At 58.5% G+C, this 16,110-nt stretch carries 16 protein-coding genes, 2 tRNA genes and 4 pseudogenes; 12 read left to right on the top strand and 10 right to left on the bottom strand.

Annotated features, from left to right (window positions below; all coding sequences use genetic code 11):
* Positions 1-276 (top strand): annotated as a pseudogene (locus B7X30_RS11630) (IS1634 family transposase); the annotation flags it as partial.
* Positions 277-486: 210 nt separating this feature from the next.
* On the opposite strand, the gene B7X30_RS11625 reads toward B7X30_RS11630, so the two are convergent.
* The 10 genes and pseudogenes from B7X30_RS11625 to B7X30_RS11580 all read right to left on the bottom strand — a co-directional run bounded on the left by B7X30_RS11625 (position 487) and on the right by B7X30_RS11580 (position 8,582).
* Positions 487-562 (bottom strand) — tRNA-Lys (locus tag B7X30_RS11625).
* A 36-nt stretch (positions 563-598) separates the two neighbouring features.
* Positions 599-674 (bottom strand) — tRNA-Lys (locus B7X30_RS11620).
* A gap of 20 nt (positions 675-694) precedes the next feature.
* Complete coding sequence (locus B7X30_RS11615) at positions 695-1,495, bottom strand: tRNA threonylcarbamoyladenosine dehydratase (protein WP_286730761.1); 801 nt, start codon at positions 1,493-1,495, stop codon at positions 695-697.
* A gap of 11 nt (positions 1,496-1,506) precedes the next feature.
* Positions 1,507-2,622 (bottom strand): YeeE/YedE family protein, encoded by a 1,116-nt coding sequence (locus B7X30_RS11610; protein WP_286730754.1) that lies wholly within the window; start codon positions 2,620-2,622, stop codon positions 1,507-1,509.
* A gap of 199 nt (positions 2,623-2,821) precedes the next feature.
* Positions 2,822-3,304: pseudogene (gene ybgF, locus B7X30_RS11605) on the bottom strand (tol-pal system protein YbgF); the annotation flags it as partial.
* 272 nt (positions 3,305-3,576) lie between these two features.
* Positions 3,577-4,119 carry a peptidoglycan-associated lipoprotein Pal gene (gene pal, locus B7X30_RS11600; RefSeq protein WP_156055300.1) on the bottom strand — a complete coding sequence of 181 codons (543 nt, stop codon included), beginning with the start codon at positions 4,117-4,119 and terminating at the stop codon, positions 3,577-3,579.
* A 115-nt stretch (positions 4,120-4,234) separates the two neighbouring features.
* Positions 4,235-5,551: a Tol-Pal system beta propeller repeat protein TolB gene (gene tolB / locus B7X30_RS11595; RefSeq protein ID WP_276709536.1), complete on the bottom strand. Its 1,317-nt coding sequence runs from the start codon at positions 5,549-5,551 to the stop codon at positions 4,235-4,237.
* Positions 5,552-5,736: 185 nt separating this feature from the next.
* The gene (locus tag B7X30_RS11590; protein WP_286730753.1) at positions 5,737-6,612 is read right to left on the bottom strand and encodes a glycosyltransferase; all 876 of its coding nucleotides are present in this window, start codon (positions 6,610-6,612) and stop codon (positions 5,737-5,739) included.
* On the bottom strand, positions 6,596-7,357 hold the full coding sequence (locus tag B7X30_RS11585; RefSeq protein ID WP_013123966.1) for a glycosyltransferase family 2 protein: 762 nt from the start codon (positions 7,355-7,357) through the stop codon (positions 6,596-6,598). Before B7X30_RS11585 ends, B7X30_RS11590 begins: the two co-directional genes overlap by 17 nt.
* Before the next feature lies 1 nt (position 7,358).
* Positions 7,359-8,582 carry an O-antigen ligase family protein gene (locus B7X30_RS11580; RefSeq protein ID WP_286730751.1) on the bottom strand — a complete coding sequence of 408 codons (1,224 nt, stop codon included), beginning with the start codon at positions 8,580-8,582 and terminating at the stop codon, positions 7,359-7,361.
* A gap of 146 nt (positions 8,583-8,728) precedes the next feature.
* Here B7X30_RS11580 and B7X30_RS11575 point away from each other — a divergent pair, with 146 nt between their 5' ends.
* From B7X30_RS11575 to B7X30_RS15760, 11 genes and pseudogenes are all read left to right on the top strand, one after another.
* Positions 8,729-10,408: an ATP-binding cassette domain-containing protein gene (locus B7X30_RS11575; protein ID WP_286730757.1), complete on the top strand. Its 1,680-nt coding sequence runs from the start codon at positions 8,729-8,731 to the stop codon at positions 10,406-10,408.
* Positions 10,409-10,760: 352 nt separating this feature from the next.
* A complete protein-coding gene (locus B7X30_RS11570) occupies positions 10,761-11,552 on the top strand; it encodes an ABC transporter permease (RefSeq protein WP_286730749.1) in 792 nt (263 codons plus the stop codon).
* Positions 11,553-11,639: 87 nt separating this feature from the next.
* Positions 11,640-11,708, top strand: a pseudogene (locus B7X30_RS11565) (AbrB/MazE/SpoVT family DNA-binding domain-containing protein); the annotation flags it as partial.
* A 259-nt stretch (positions 11,709-11,967) separates the two neighbouring features.
* The gene (locus B7X30_RS11560) at positions 11,968-12,111 is read left to right on the top strand and encodes a PIN domain-containing protein (RefSeq protein ID WP_286730764.1); all 144 of its coding nucleotides are present in this window, start codon (positions 11,968-11,970) and stop codon (positions 12,109-12,111) included.
* Positions 12,112-12,161: 50 nt separating this feature from the next.
* Positions 12,162-12,410, top strand: coding sequence for a type II toxin-antitoxin system Phd/YefM family antitoxin (locus B7X30_RS11555; RefSeq protein ID WP_276726678.1), 249 nt, complete (start codon positions 12,162-12,164; stop codon positions 12,408-12,410).
* Positions 12,407-12,787, top strand: a complete 381-nt coding sequence (locus B7X30_RS11550) for a type II toxin-antitoxin system VapC family toxin (protein ID WP_286730745.1) — start codon at positions 12,407-12,409, stop codon at positions 12,785-12,787. Before B7X30_RS11555 ends, B7X30_RS11550 begins: the two co-directional genes overlap by 4 nt.
* Positions 12,788-12,808: 21 nt before the next feature.
* Positions 12,809-13,642: an ABC transporter ATP-binding protein gene (locus B7X30_RS11545; RefSeq protein WP_286730743.1), complete on the top strand. Its 834-nt coding sequence runs from the start codon at positions 12,809-12,811 to the stop codon at positions 13,640-13,642.
* A 114-nt stretch (positions 13,643-13,756) separates the two neighbouring features.
* Complete coding sequence (locus B7X30_RS11540) at positions 13,757-14,038, top strand: type II toxin-antitoxin system Phd/YefM family antitoxin (protein ID WP_286730742.1); 282 nt, start codon at positions 13,757-13,759, stop codon at positions 14,036-14,038.
* Positions 14,035-14,472 carry a type II toxin-antitoxin system VapC family toxin gene (locus B7X30_RS11535; RefSeq protein ID WP_286730739.1) on the top strand — a complete coding sequence of 146 codons (438 nt, stop codon included), beginning with the start codon at positions 14,035-14,037 and terminating at the stop codon, positions 14,470-14,472. Before B7X30_RS11540 ends, B7X30_RS11535 begins: the two co-directional genes overlap by 4 nt.
* The gene (locus B7X30_RS11530) at positions 14,469-15,905 is read left to right on the top strand and encodes a mannose-1-phosphate guanylyltransferase/mannose-6-phosphate isomerase (RefSeq protein WP_286730738.1); all 1,437 of its coding nucleotides are present in this window, start codon (positions 14,469-14,471) and stop codon (positions 15,903-15,905) included. Before B7X30_RS11535 ends, B7X30_RS11530 begins: the two co-directional genes overlap by 4 nt.
* Positions 15,902-15,961 (top strand): annotated as a pseudogene (locus B7X30_RS15760) (PglD-related sugar-binding protein); the annotation flags it as partial. The gene B7X30_RS11530 and the pseudogene B7X30_RS15760, both read left to right, overlap by 4 nt.
* Positions 15,962-16,110: the final 149 nt, after the last annotated feature.

Genomic DNA, 16,110 nt, shown 5'->3' with positions numbered 1-16,110 from the left:
CACCGTCTGCCCGATCGCATCCGCGCCCACGCGATGCTGTGCTTCATCGCCCTAATCCTGTACAGGGTCATGCGCAGCCGCCTCAAGCTCGCAGGCGCCAAGGTCTCCCCGGAACGCGCGCTCGAACAACTGCGCGCCATCCAGCGGCACCGTGTGCGTATCAACGGCGCCGACTCGATCGACGGCATCTCCAGCATCGACGCCAACCAGGCGCTTCTCTTCCAGGCCCTCAAGCTGCCCAGACCGACCCGCGACGCCCAGATGCCCCTGCTGTAGTGGCAATTTTTTAGCCGACACCAATGAAAACAAAGACTTGGCGCTGTTGGTGTCGAACTCGGGTGACAGGGGGAAAAAAGCCGGGGTCAAGTCTGCACCTTCCCGCTCTTGTGCTGCGCTGTGTTGCTTGTTTTTGTCTCTGAGTGCCCCACCAGTGCCCCAGGAAGCAAAAAGCCCACCGGTGAAGGTGGGCTAAGTGCATGATTTTATTGGTGGGTTGTGACAGGCTCGAACTGTCGACCTACGGATTAAGAGTCCGCTGCTCTACCAACTGAGCTAACAACCCGTTTGATTTGGTTTCAACGGTGCGTCTTGGTGGGTCTGGTGGGTCGTGCGTGACTCGAACACGCGACCAACGGATTAAAAGTCCGCTGCTCTACCGACTGAGCTAACGACCCCACAGAAATCAAGCTTGTGATCATAGCATGGCATCCATGGCGCGGGCGACGAGCATCATGCCCATGGAGGCGGTCACCATCACGCTGGAGCCGAAACCGGCGCAGTTGAGGCTGTTGTCGGGCGGTGTCGCCTCTTCGGCCAGCGGGTCGCAAGTGCTTGTTTCGGGGCGAATGATGGCTTCCTTGCTGAACGCGCAGAGCACGCCGATGCGGCCATTGCGAGGAGCGCCATGTTGGCGGCGTAGCTGGTAGCGCACGTTGGAGAGCAGCGGGTCGTGCGTGACTTCCGACAGATCGGCGCATTGCAGGGCGTCGGCATGGCGCTTGCCGCCCGCAGCGCCGGCCATGAATAGGGCCTGGCGGCGTTGCAGGCAGAGCGCGGCGAGCGCGGCCTTGGCTCGCACCTGATCGCAGCAGTCGATCACCACCTGGGCGTTAGCTGGAATGAGTGCCTCGGCGTTTTCGGCATCGACGAACTCTTCCACTCCATTGACGCGGCACTCTGGGTTGATCTGCGCAAATCGCGCTTGCAGCGCCCCCACTTTGGACATGCCCAAGGTGCTGTCCAGCGCCTGAATCTGCCGGTTGATGTTGGATTCGGCAACGTGGTCGAGGTCGATCAGTGTGAGCTGCCCCAGGCCACTGCGGGCCAGGGCTTCGGCGGCCCAAGATCCCACGCCGCCCACGCCGACGACGACCGCATGCGCCTGGAGGATGCGTTGGGCGCCGACCGGGCCATACAGCCGTGAAAGGCCGCCGAAACGCCGGTCCAGGTCGGGCGTTTCGGCGGGGGGGATGGCGACGAAAGGGGAGGCGTGCATGGTCGAGCGCGTCAGGCGGTGCGCTCGACGCGCCAGGCCTGATACTTCACCCCGAGCACAGCGCCGCCCACGATGGACAGAAACGCGATCCAGCTGGTGATGGACAGGGTGGACACCCCGCTCATGCCCTGGCCGATGGTGCAGCCCAGCGCGGTCACGCCGCCAATGCCCATCAGCGCGCCGCCGACCATGTGGTTGGCCGTATCTTCCGCGCCGCGAAAACCTTCCCAGCGGAACTGGCGCGTGATGAGCGCCATACCGGCAGAACCCGCGATCACGCCGAACACCGACACAATGCCCAGCGTCAGCACATTGCTGGCGTCGCTGTACATCATGAACCAGAACAGGGTGTAGGCCAGCGGCGCGACAAAGCTCAGCGATTCCATCTTGTTGTTCTGCGTGCCGATGTACGCGGCCTGCAGCGTTTGCGGGTCTTCCGCCAGAAAGCCCAGTTTGCCCGAAACGAACCAGACCGCCACGATGACGGCGCCCAGGCCGAAACCCGCGAGCAGGTTGTTGGCGGTACGAAACTCGCGCGCGCTCAAGGCCCAGATGCCCAGCAGCAGCCCGACGCCCAGGCCCAGCACCAGTTGCAAATCGGCCAGCGGCAGCCCGGTGGCGTGGGCAAAGATCGCGGGCAAATCCTGCGGCCCCGAGAGATTGAACGCCACTTTGTCGAACACCCGCACCCGCACCTCGGCCGTGATGCCGCGCAGGGTGATGTAGGCGAATATCGCGATCATCACAAAAACGACCACGGCTTTGAGATTGCCCTCGCCAATGCGCACCAGAGTTTTGCTGCCGCAGCCCGAGGCCAGCACCATGCCGAAGCCGAACAACACGCCGCCCACCAGGGCCGACAGCCAGAGCACCCTGGACGTGGTGTAGATCGTCTGCGCCGAGTCGATCTGCCCGGTGGCGGCCAGCAGATTGAAGCCGATGGTCGCCGTGGCAATGGCCAGCACCCACATGCGCATGCGCATCCACGAGCCCATGTTGACAATGTCGCTTACCGACCCCATGGTGCAAAAACGCGTGCGCTGCATGATGGCACCAAACACCAGGCTCAGGGCGAAGCCCGCCCAGAGGACGGTGGCGTTGATGACGGGAACGGAAGCGAACGACATGGAAGAGAAAGTGCCTGGATGACGAGAACGGATGGGTCTCGCCGCAATGCGTTATTGTTCCATGACGATGCCAGCCGTGTTGCCGGGACGGGGTTCGGCAATCCGGCTCGCAGTTTGCGGGAACGACGCTGCCGATCACTCTGTCACGCAGCTTGGCCAGCCGGTCGCGCCCGGCCTGCGCCGCTTCAGACTGCGGGTAGGTCTTCACCAGTTCGTTCAGCGTTTTGCGCGCTGCGACGATTTGCCGCACCTCGATCTGGCAGTTCGCCAGCCCCAGCATGGCTTCGGGCAAGCGCGGGTTGTTCGGGCTGCTCTGAATCAGGCCCTGAAACGAGGCGATGGCATCCTTGTACTGCTTTTGCGCGTATTGCGCGTTGGCCAGCCAATACTGGGCATCGGCGTCATACGGGCTGGACGGATACTGCGCCAAAAACGCCTTCAACTGCGTGGCGCTGCCCGCAAAATCACCGTTGCGGAAGGTGGCCAGCGCCTGCTCGAAAGCGGCTTTTTCTGCGGGCTGCACCGTATAAGTCTGACCGTTGATCTGCACCTGCACCGGCTCCAGCGGTTTGAGGCGCTGGGTGAGCTGCTGCTGGCTGGTCTGCAGCTTGCCCAGCGCATCGTTGAGCTGCTGTGTGGCGGCGTCTTGCTTGCCGCGCACCTGGGCGATTTCTCCGCGCATCTGCTCGATCTGGTTCGACAGATCGAGCAATGAGTTGCGGATCTGCTGGATCTGCTGCGCCTGCTGCGCGAGCTGGTTCTGCGTGGCCTGCTGGTTCTGCGTCACCTGGTTGCGCAGATCAAGAATGGCGCGCCGCGCCTCGTTGTCCGGGAACATGTCGGCATGGGCTGGCGCGGCCAGACCCATGCCCAGCCCCGCGGCCAGCAAAGCCGCAGGCAGCACCTGCTGCACACGGCGCAGCGGGCGGGCGGCTTGCGAAAAAGTGAAGCGGCTCATCGTTGATAGACGATGTCAACGCGACGGTTTTCGGCGTAGTCAGCCTCGGTGTTGCCCAGGGCCTTGGGCTTTTCCTTGCCGTAGCTGATGGCTTCCATCTGCGCGGGCTTCACGCCGAGCAGCTCCATGCCCTTCATCACCGCATCTGCACGCTTCTGGCCCAGCGCCAGGTTGTATTCGCGGCTGCCACGGGCATCGGTATTGCCTTGCAGTTGCACATGAGCCTGCGGGTGTTGCGTGAGATAGGTGGCGTTGGCGTTGAGCACCGGGGTGTATTGGCTTTCCACCGTGTAGCTGTTGAACGCGAAATACACGCTCTTGGGCACGTTGGGGCCGGGGCCGGCGTTGGTCTCAGCCGGGGCTTGTACCGCGGCGACCTGGTTCTGACCAGCGCCGTTGGCATTGGCGCCTGCGGTGCCGCCTTCCACAGCGGTGGGCGCCTTGGACTCGACTGGCGCTTGTTTGACAGGCACGGGTGACGCGCAGCCACCAAGGGCCAAGGCGGCAGCGAGTGCGGTAAATACCAGGGTAGTGCGCATGTTCACGAGTTTCTCCGATCAGGGTGGGTAAAAAGGGGTGGGTGCAACGAAGAACAGATAAAACGAGAAAAAAGAAAGAGAAAGCGAAATAAAAAATTATCAGTGGAAAGCAGCCTCAGCGATCCGGCGTCCAGGGTCCCCAACTGGGTTCGCGCACCTGCACGCCGGCCTGCGACAAGGTCGAGCGCACACGACCGTCAATCGACACCGTTTTGAGTACTTCACCGCCAGGCCCCCCGGCAGAATAAAGCACGATCTGGCCGTTCGGGGCAAAGCTCGGGTGACCGCAATCGCTGCCATCATCGAGCAACTGGGTGGCGTTGGTGGCGAGATTGATCGACCAGAGCTGGTAGCTGTTGCCCTGTTGTGAAATGTAGGCCAGCGTCTTGCCATCGGGGCTGATGGCCGGGCTGACGTTATAGCTGCCGCTGTAGGTGATGCGCTGCACGCTGCCGCCATTGAGCCCGACCTTGTAAACCTGCGGGCCGCCATCGCGGTCGCTGACGAAATACAGGCTCTGGCCGTCGGGCGAAAAAGTCGGCTCGGTGTCGATCGAATACGAGCGCATCAACTGCCGCGGCGTGCCGCCTTTGCTGGGCATGAGATAAATCTGCGAGCGCCCGGTGAGGGTGAGCACCACGGCCAGCGTGCTGCCATCCGGCGAGAAGGCTGGTGCGCTGTTCGATCCCTTGAAATTGGCCACTGCGCGCCGTGCGCCGCTGCGCACATCCTGCATGAAGACGACGGGCTTGCCGGTCTCGAATGAGACATAGGCCAGTTCCTGCCCGTTGGGCGACCAAACTGGCGAGAGCAGCGGCTCGCGACTGCGCAGCGCAAACTGCGGATTGGCGCCATCGCTGTCGGCGATGTTGAGCGAGAAATTGTGCTGTCCCGCCTTAGTGATGTAGGTAATGCGCGTGGCAAACACCCCGCGCTGTCCGGTGAGCTTCTGGTAGATGTAATCGCTGATCTTGTGCGCCGCCAGTCGCAGGTCGCCCGGCATGACCGTCAGCGCCAGACCACCGAGATCGGCCTGCTTCACCGCGTCCCACAGGCGGAACTGAACTTGCCAACGCCCGCCCGCCACCTGCGCCACGCTGCCCCCCGCCACCGCTTCGAGATTTTGCGAACGCCAGGCGGCGTAATTCGGCGGGCCTTGCTCGGTGAGCGTTTGCTCTCCCAGATTGCTCACGGCGAACAGCCCGCTGCGCGTGAGATCGGCCCGCACGATGTCGGCAATCGGCTGCGGGCAATGGTTCAGGTCGCGAAAAGCGCCGATGCCCACGGGAATCTGCGTGGCGCCGATGCCCGAAACATCCACCTTGAACTGCGCCTGCGCCGATTTGGCCAGCGCGGCGAGCCCAACAAAAGAAGCCGCCCCGCGAACAAGCGGAGCAGAGAGAGAACCTAAAACAAAGCGGCGTCGCTGCATGAGGGTGTCAGTAAAAGAGCCGTGTTGCTTCGGCCAGACCGAAGCCAACACAGCAATGGAATTCTAAGAAGGACGAGAGCCCTGCCGGAGTAAAAATTCGCAAGTCTTGCTGCGATGCGCAATTGAATTAGAACAGGACGACAAAAAGGCTGAGTTGGGAAAGGGGGAATGGTTCCGGGCAGGCATCAGTTGGAGTAGACGATCTCGCAATCGTCATAGGCTGCTTCGCGGATGCCTTTTTTTGCCACATACCCCGCATTCGGATCGCTCATGCGTTCTTGTAAGCGCCTGACATTAGCCGATTCGCGATCTCTGCTGGCCTCCTTGTGCCATAGATGCAGCACTTCGGTGGCCCAAAAACCATTGATACGTCGGCAACCTGCTTGATGTAGCCGCCAGACAAAGTCCGCGTCTTCATGCCCCCAGCCGACGAACATCTCGTCAAAACCGTTGACTTTGTCAAAATCCTCCCGCCAAAGAGAGAAATTGCAGCTCCTTATTCCTTTCCAATGAAACACGGCAGACCCGCGTCGGCATTGGTGGGGAATACGCATGACGGTCGGAATCCATTTATTCGTTTGGCCCGTAATTTTTTGCATAAGCCAATAAGAAGATGAAAGACCGATAGTTTCTGGCCTAGCTATAACTTTTTTTGTTAAATTTTTATTCAGTAGCACGCGACTGCCATTTATGAAACATCTTGGCCTCTTGAGAAATAAATGCTGAAGAATGAAGTCTTCCTTTGGAACGCAATCACCGTCTAATAATATAATGTAGTCACCCGATGAATTAATAACGCCTTGATTTCTTGCGCGGGCCGCCGTAAATCCAATATCAGGATGCCAGATATATTTTATTTTGAATGGCCAGTTGCGCTCTGCTAAGTGCTGCTTAATGGCCAGCCTGTGATGTACGGTAGATCCGTCATCTGTAATAATTACTTCCTGGGGCTTTATATTTTGATGGGTCAAGCCGTAGAGTACTGCAAAAAGTGCATCACTACGATTGTATGTCAATATAACTACACTCAGGTTGCTCTTTGTGTCATTTGGACTGGTCACGTTGCCTCACCCATGTCTTGACATGACGATAATAAACTCCCTCTGCATTGGCAACAGCCAAAATAAACCCCATACGGCCATCTAAAATACCAAGTCTTAGAATATAAGTTCTGAAAAAAGCCCATAGCCCTTTAAAAATTGCTCTTGTAATGGATGTGCGAACTCCTAGCTCGGTGAGTCGCATGGAGCCAGAAGTTGAGTAGGAGTTCATTTTTTCAATCGACTGCTCAATGCTGACTATGGAATTATGTATGATGCAGCCTTTTAATTCCGCAAGTTTTCCTGAGAAAATGACTCTTTCGTGTACTATGTCGTCAGTAAATTTTCCAGCAGATTTTTTGAAAAGACGCACAACCCGATCTGGCCACCATCCGCTATGCTTCATAAATTGACCGCAATAGCTCGACTTTCTGGGGATTGAATAGCTGACCGCATTATTGTGCTCGCCATTTAATATGGTGATTATTTCCTCTTTTAGTTCGGGGCTGAGTTGCTCATCTGCGTCGAGTGATAATATCCACTCGCCAGCGGCTTCTTGCAATGCACGGTTTTTTTGTGGCCCGAATCCAGGCCAATCAGTTTCATAAACTCTTGCACCCAATTGGCGGCAAATTTCCTTTGTTCCATCGGTGCTTCCCGAGTCAAATACAATGACTTCCTCTGTTATTCCTTGCGTGGAATTAATGCATTTCGCGATGTTATGCGCTTCATTTTTTGTGATTATTATCAAGCTCAAATTTGCCATCTTAATCAAGCCCCGAATTATTATTTTTGTAGGCGAAGTTTTTAATGGCGTGACTCGTGCTGTGTTGGAGTACTATTGCCAAAAGAACTACAAAAAATCTCCCTTCGCCTGCATCAAGAAGTGTGGAGTTAAGGCCTGAGTATAAAATGAACGCAACTAATAAGGCATATGCCCACTCCTGTGATTCATTGTTCATCAGCCTCGCTTTTATATATATTGTGGCTATAAAAAATATTTCAAAAAATAGGCCAAATACTCCAAGCTGTGATAGTATCAAAAGATAATCATTGTGCGGGTTTGAGCTGCCGACTTGAGTGGTGCCAATTATGCGCTTTTCGTATTGGCTTTCGAAGCTTCCCGTGCCATGTCCAAATAAGGGTGCGCTCCGAATTATGTCTATGCTATTCTTCAGAAATTGCCATCGAATAACAGTCGAACTTTGTTCCACCGGCGCTTTTTGTTGAATTGTTTCCGCATTCGATATACTTCTTTCTATGCGATCACGCGAGACTGGAGAGGCCAATAGAAGCGCGGTAATGGTGATTAGTGCAACCCCAGCCGATGGCAGCCTCCATCTTGGTTGTATGTTTCGATAAAGAAACATAGCTGTGAGTGCGAAAAATATCACATAGCCGGTTCGTCCGTTGTTGACGGCCAAAGTATTAAAGGAGCTGGATAGAAAAAGTATTAAATAAGCAACTTTCCAGTTCTTGTCACTATGCTTAATGGCGCGGTATGCGAATATGTAACTTGCAATTGATGTATAAAGGCCAAAGGTGATCCTGTTTTGAAAGCCAATATAGGCTTGATTTGGATCGGTATAGAGCGGTATGATGCCAAAATATCGTGCGTAAGATACTAGCAATGACAGGACTAGTGCGGTCAACGCCGCGTTTAATGCCAAGCGCTTCAATCTTTCATCGGGAGCGAGTCCAATGATGATTGGGATTGCTAGCAATTTGAGATATTTTGTCCAGAACTCGAATGCTTGTGAAAGCGGCGTTGCGCCATAAAGCATACCTATGGCTAGCGCCGTGAGTAATCCCATCGCGGCCCAAGCTAGAGAATTTCTGCGAATGCGAAGCCATGTGTTTTTCTTGAGGGATTGGAGGAAAAATGCGATCAGCAAAAAAAACAACGAAGCAGAGCCCCATGCTGTCGGTAGCGGAGTGGAGGCCGCGGCAAAGACAATGGCAAAAGTTGTAAATATTGAAGTGTCGGTCAAGCTGCTGGAGGCTATGCTCTGTCGCTTTATAAGCATGAGTGTTCTATATGTCTGAAAGAAGTTTGAGACCGTCTGGCTCTGCGGTTCGTCTGCTGCGGCAACTTTTTAACGCCAACCCCCGCAACCGCTCCGCCGCCTTGCTCATCGTGCTCTTCGCCGCGATTGTGGCAGCGACCGAACCGGTGCTTCCAGCTCTGATGAAGCATGTGCTCGACGTGGGCTTCACGGCGAAGCGGGACTTTCCCTTGTGGGCGGTGCCTGCGGTGCTCATGGGCTTGTTCACGGTGCGGGGTTTGGCGTGGCTGGCTTCGCAGTTTCTCACTCAGTGGTTGACGCAGAACGTGCTCGCGCGGGTGCGGGAACTGGTTTACGGGCAGATTGTGCACGCGCAGCTGGCGCAACTCCAGCGCGAGAGCGCCAGCAGCCTGATCGGGGCGTCGGTGTATGAGGCGCAGTTGGCGCTTGGCATGATCTTTCCGGGCTTGCTCACGCTGGTGCGCGATAGCTTCACCTTGATCGCTTTGTTCGGCTATCTGCTGTGGGTCAACTGGAGTCTGACGCTGTTGACCCTGGGCATTTTGCTGCCGCTGATTTTCACCATGCGCATCATCAGCCGCCGCGCCAAGCGCTTGAATGCGCAAATGCAGAAGGCGGCGGAAGAAACCTCCTACGCGCTGGAGGAGGGCATGCTAGCCGCGCCGGTGATTCGGGTGCACAACGCGCAGAGCGGTTTTGCCGCGCGGTTCGATCGCATCAACCAATTTTTGCGCCGCACCACGGTGAAAACGCTGGTGTCGGGTTCCACGACCACGCCGGTGTCGCAATGGCTGTCGGCGCTGGCGGTTTCGGTGGTCATCGTGTTTGCTATGTGGCAAAGCGATGTGTCGGGGCAGCACAGTGTGGGCGGGTTTGTGGCGTTCATTACCGCGATGATGATGACGCTGTCGCCGCTGCGCCGCGTGGCCGACATCGTCCAGCCGATGATGCGCGCGCTCAGCTCCCTCGACCGTCTGCGCAGCATTGTGGATGCGCCGCGAGAGCAAGACACCGGCACGCACACCGCCGGGCGCGTGCGCGGCGATCTTGAGTTTGACGATGTGGGCGTCATCCTCAGTGCCATGGACCGCCCGGTGCTCGACGGCATTCGGCTGCGCGTGCAGGCGGGCGAAAGCCTTGCGCTCGTAGGCCCGTCCGGCGCGGGCAAGACCACGCTCATGCGCCTGGTTCCGCGCCTGCTGGAGCCCACTCGGGGCCGACTGCTGCTCGATGGCGTGCCGCTGCGCGACTGGAATCTGCACAGCTTGCGCGAGCAGATCGCCTATGTCGGCCAAGACGTGGTGCTGCTCAACGACAGCATTGGCGCCAACGTCAGCTTTGGCTCCGAGGTGGACGAAGACCGCGCCTGGGCCGCGCTCAACGCCGCCGCCTTGGGTGATTTCGTGCGCGGCTTGCCCGGCGGTTTGCAGGCCCCGGTCGGCCACAACGGCTCGCAGCTCTCAGGCGGGCAGCGCCAGCGGCTCTCCATTGCCCGTGCGCTGTACCGCAACGCCCCGCTGCTCATCCTCGACGAAGCCACCAGCGCGCTCGACGCCGAAAGCGAGCGCCTCGTGCAGCAAGCCATCAACCGCCTCATGGAAGGCCGCACCACCATCGTGATCGCCCACCGGCTTGCAACAATAGCCCACTGCCACCGCATCGCCGTGCTCGACGAGGGCCGTCTGATCGAACTCGGCACGCAGGCCGAGTTGCTGCAAAAAGACGGCCTCTATGCCCAGCTACACCGCATGCAGTTTCGGCCAGGCGAGGCCAAGTCAAATGCGGGCTGAGCCTGGAGGTGCCTGACTATTGATCCGGCATGGAGAAGGATGAACGGGTCATAGGCCTCGCCACGCAAGGCGCTCCCCCTCCCAGCCTCCCCCACGCTGTGGGGGAGGAGTGTTGGTTCCCTCTCCACTTGTGGGGAGGGCGGGGTGGGGATGAGTCGTTTCAACCTTCAACGTGCCGATTCAATAGCCTTACCGCGCAAAGACTTATTCCAGTGTGAGCAGCGTGGCACTCAGCGTCTTTGCCGAAGCGGCGACAGGTCAGGCGAGTCAACAGGTCAAGCGATGGTCTGCACAACCGGTCACGTAACATCGCCGCTTCCAAGCCCTCCGCTGTCGCTACATCTGTCGCCACATGTCTGCACTCCGCATCGCCTTCAACGACCTTACCCGCAGCATTTTTGCCTGGCGTTTGTGGAGCCTGCTGGGTTGGCTTGAGATTCGCCAGCGCTACGCCCGTTCCAAGCTCGGGCCCTTCTGGCTCACCATCAGCATGGGCGTGCTCGTGGGCACCATGGGCGTGGTGTATGGCTCGCTGTTCGGTGTGAAGCTCGCGGATTACCTGCCCATGCTGGCCATCGGCATCGTGATGTGGGGGCTGTTTTCCAGCATCGTCAACGAAGGCAGCACCGCCTACATCAACAGCGCCAATTACATCCGCCAGGTGCACACCCCGCGGTTGATTTACATCTTGCAGGCCGCGTGGCGCAATAGCGTGATCTTTGCGCACAACTTCATCATCGTGATCATCACCCTGCTGATATTTGGCGTGAAAAGCTGGGCCACCCTGCCGCTGTTCATTCCGGGCCTCGTGCTGTTTTTGCTCAATGCCATGTGGATGGCGGCGGTGGCCGGGCTCATTTCCGCGCGCTTTCGCGACCTGCCGCAAATCGTGAGTGCCTTGCTGCAAGTCGCGTTCTACGTCACCCCCATTCTGTTTCACGGCGGCATGCTCAGCGGCAAACACAAGTGGATCGTGGAATACAACCCGCTGGCCTACCTTATCGACATCGTGCGTCAGCCCTTGGTGGGCGAAGTGCCGCCCGCTTTTACCTGGGGGCTCACCATCGGCATGGCCGCGTTCGGCTGGCTGCTGGCGCTGGTCATGACCGGGCGCTACCACCGTCGAATTCCGTATTGGGTGTGACGACTATGGAAGAGGGACGTCGCTGCAAACTGATCGATTGTGATCTCGCGCTGCGTCGGGTTGACTGATGCAATCAATGGGCGTTTCATGGAGACCGTGACCCTCTCCCCCAAGTTTCAAGTCGTTATCCCCAAGCGGGTGCGCGAGCACTTGGTCCTCCAGCCCGGACAAAAACTCGAAGTCGTGCAGATTGGCTCGCGCATCGAGCTGGTTATGCAGCAGCCCGCGCGTGCCTTGCGGGGTTTGCTGCGCGGTATCGACACCACAGTGCCGCGTGAGCCCGACTATGACGCGCCATGTGGTCGATTCATCGGGCTGGCTGGCGTATTTCTCCGACTGACCAAGCGCAGAGCACTTCGCGCCCATCATTTGAAAGCCAGCGGCGCTATTGCTACCGGCCATCACCCTCTTCGAGGTGTTCAAACGCATTGCGGTGCAGCGGGACGAAAACGACGCCATCGCCTGCGTGGCCGTCATGCCGCAAGGCGAAGTCGCTGCCATCGACGAAGCCTTTGGAGGGATGCCGGGCGTGCGCTATTTTTCCAAAGCCCGTATCTGATTTGTGTTTGGCTAAACTAGACTCAATTTCCGTGCAAAATTGCGAATGCCATGCAGACCGTCAACATTCACGAAGCCAAAACAACCTTGTCTCAATTGATTGAGCGTGTCGAGCATGGCGAAGAGGTCATCATCGCCCGGGCGCGTAAGCCGGTGGCCCGGCTGACTGCCTTGCAAGCCACAGCGAAGCCGACCGTGCGCCTCGGCTTGATGAAGGGACAAATTCAACTCGCTGAAGATTTTGACGATCCTTTGCCCGCCGAGGTGCTGCAGGGTTTCACCGAAGGGCTAAAGATTTGAAGTTGCTTCTGGACACCCATGTGATGCTGTGGGCGATGACAGACGACCCCCGCCTGTCCGGTACAGCGCGCGACATGCTGCAAGCCGCAGACGCCGTTTACATCAGCGCAGCCTCCCTGTGGGAAATTGCCATCAAGGCGGGGCTGGGAAAAATTCAGGTTGACGTTTCTGAATTGCTGCGCCAGCTTCATTTAGCTGGGTTTCAAGAGCTGCCCGTCACCTGGCAACACACCCTGACGGTCGGCTCACTGCCCAATCATCACAAAGATCCGTTCGACAGGCTACTCATCGCGCAAGCCATTTCAGAGCCGCTGCGCTTTCTCACCACCGATGCGCAATTGCCTGCGTATTCCAGCGACCTCGTCACCCTGGTGTGACGCCCGAGTCCCCACTTCGTCATGCCCGCCAGCATCACCCTCCAAAACGTCCACCTCGATCTGCCCATTTTCGATGTGTCAGCCATTTCGCTCAAGAAGCGTGTGCTGCGCATGGGGCGCCGCAACCGCATTGCCGAAGACAACACCGGCGTGGTCGTGGTGCGCGCCATAGACGACCTCAGCATCAAGCTGGAGAGCGGTGACCGCCTGGGCCTCATCGGCCACAACGGCGCCGGCAAAAGCACCCTGCTGCGCGTAATGGCCGGCATCTACCCGCCCACGGCGGGGCACATCGCCGTGCAAGGCAAAACCGTGCCCCTGCTCGACATCAGCCTGGGCATGGACGACCAGTCCACCGGCCGCCAGAACATCCGCCTGCGCGGCCTGCTGCTGGGCATGACCGACGCCGAAATCAAGCGCAAGACCGAAGACATCGCCAAGTTCACCGAACTGGGCGACTACCTCGACCTGCCCCTGCGCACATACTCCAGCGGCATGCGCGTGCGCCTGGCCTTCGCCATTTCCACCGCCGTGGAAGCCGACATCCTGCTGCTCGACGAGGTGCTCGGCGTGGGCGATGCCAGCTTTCAGGAAAAGGCCAACAAGCGCCTGCAAGACCTGCACGCCCGCGCGGAAATTGTGGTGCTCGCCATTCATTCCAGCGACACCATTCGCAAGACCTGCAATAAAGTGCTGTGGATGGAGCGGGGCAAAGTAAAAATGTTTGGCGGGGTGGACGAGGTGGTGAGCGCTTATGACAAACACATGAGCCCGCCCGCACCGACTGTGCTACGCAAACGGATTGCCAACCAGCAATTCGCCCAGCGCAAGCAGACGCTGCGAAAAACATCTTGATATTGTTGAGCGAACAGGTCTGGCTTTGGTCAATCAATCACAAGGAATCACAAAGGCCGGCAAATCAGCTTGAGGCTACAATGACACGATGTGATTACAACCAAAGGGTCAAGGATGATTGAAGTCGGCGTTCGGGAGTTCAAAGCGCATCTGTCCACCTATCTGCACAGGGTCTCCACGGGCGTGGGCTTGGTTGTCACTTCGCATGGCAAAAAAATTGCGCGGGTTGAGCCTCCTATTGATGCTCCGGAACCGAAAGACGCACTCACCATGCTGGAAGAATTGCCATGGCTACGCGTCGGCAAGGGGGGGAAACCACAGGGCGCGCGCGAACACATTGCGCTGCACGCCGAAACTCCATCACTCGCACAAACCATTAGCGAGTTGCGCGATTGATTCTGTATCTCGACACCTCCGCGCTGGTCAAACTCTACGTCGAAGAGCCCGGCTCAAGTGAGGTGCGGCACGCCATTGCGCAAGCAGAACGCGTGGTGACCCATGGCATCGCCTATGTCGAGGCCCGCGCTGCGTTCAGGCGGCGCGCCGCCGATGCAACAGACGCAGACGCGCTGCAGCGTTGGCGGCGCGATTTTGAAGCAGACTGGCCAAAGTTCGACGTTGTCGGCGCGGCGCAAACTCTGCTGCACCGCGCGGGAGAATTGGCTGATCTTCTTTCCCTGCGCGGATACGATGCTGTGCATCTCGCCGCAGCCGAGGCACTGCACCAAAGGCTGGGAACATCCCACCTGCTTGTCTTTGGCGCTTACGACAAGCGTCTCGCGCTTGCCGCACAGTCCCTCGGAATAGATGTTTTTCCATCCGAACCATGAGCACCTGTCAAAAACTACTCCCCGTCATCCTCTCTGGTGGCGCAGGCACCCGCCTCTGGCCCGTCTCTCGCGAGCAGCACCCCAAACCCTTCATGCAGTTGGCCGATGGCCAGAGCCTGCTGCAAAAGACCTTTCTGCGCGCTGCTGCCCTGCCCGGCGTTGAGCAGATCCTCACCGTCACCAACCGCGATCTCGTATTCAAGACCAAAGACGAGTACGCCCAGGTCAACCCCACAGGCAAAGCCACCGCCTACATTCTTGAGCCCTTCGGCCGCAACACCGCCCCCGCGCTGGCCGCCGCCGCGCTCTGGGCCGAACAGCACCTCGGGCCAGACGCCACTCTGCTCGTGCTCGCCGCAGACCATCTCATCACCAAGCAGGAGGCGTTCGCCGCAGCTGTGAGCCACGCCTGTGCCCTGGCCGCACAGGGCAAGATGGTGACCTTTGGCATCCAGCCCACCGCCCCCGAAACCGGCTTCGGCTACATCGAAGCGGAGGGCAATACCGTGCTGCGCTTCGTCGAAAAACCCACGCGGGCCAAAGCCTCCGAGTTTCTGAGCAGCGGTCGCTACCTCTGGAACAGCGGCATGTTCTGCTTCCGAGTTGACGCCGTGCTGCGCGAGCTCTCAGAGCATGCCCCCAGTGTGCTGGAGAGCGTGCAAAACTGCCTGGTCGCCTCTGCAGAAATTCAGGGCGCGGGCATCAGCCAGGTGGAGATGCGGTCCGAGGCCTTCGAATACGCCCCCGACATCTCGATTGATTACGCCTTGATGGAACCCTCCTCCGAGGTGGCCGTGGTGCCGTGCGACATCGGCTGGAGCGACATCGGTTCGTGGAATGCACTCAGCGACTTGCAAGACGCTGACGCCCAGGGCAACCGCATCCTCGGCGAAGCCCTGCTGCACGACGCCCACAACTGCTATGTGCAAAGCCCGCAGCGCATCGTCGGCCTGGTGGGGGTGCACGACCTGATCGTGGTGGACACCCCAGACGCCGTGCTCGTGGCCGACCGCAGCCGCGCCCAAGACGTCAAACAGATCACCGCACAACTCAAGGCCAGCGGCCACGATGCCTACAAAATCCACCGCGAAGTTCACCGGCCATGGGGCACTTACACCGTGCTCGAACAGGCTGAAGATTTCAAAATCAAGCGCATTGTGGTGAAACCCAAGGGCACGCTTTCGCTGCAGATGCACCACCATCGCAGCGAACACTGGATTGTGGTTTCCGGCATTGCCAGGGTGATCAACGGCGAAAAGGACATGCTCGTTCGCACAAACGAGTCAACCTACATCCCAGCAGGCACCCAGCACCGCTTGAGCAACCCTGGAATGGTTGACCTCGTCATGATCGAGGTACAGAGCGGCGATTATCTTGGAGAGGATGACATTATTCGATTCGCCGATGAATACGGGAGAACAGGTGCCGCATGATGAAGGAGCTCCTAATAATTGGCGCTGGCGGCCACGCGAAGGTGGTTCTTGAGGCAATTATTGAAGGGGGAGGGGCTCGCGTCGTGGGTTTTGTGGCGCCTCTGGGTGTCAAGTCCCGGCTGGTTGTAAACCCGCTTCACGAACAAATCCGGTTTTTTGGCCTGCCATTTTTTGAGCGCCTGGACGGGTGAGAGGTGATGGAGAG

The organism is Thiomonas sp. 13-64-67, from assembly GCF_002282795.1.
In the GTDB taxonomy this organism is placed as follows: domain Bacteria; phylum Pseudomonadota; class Gammaproteobacteria; order Burkholderiales; family Burkholderiaceae_C; genus Thiomonas; species Thiomonas arsenitoxydans.
This window is presented reverse-complemented; position numbering and strand designations above follow the sequence as displayed.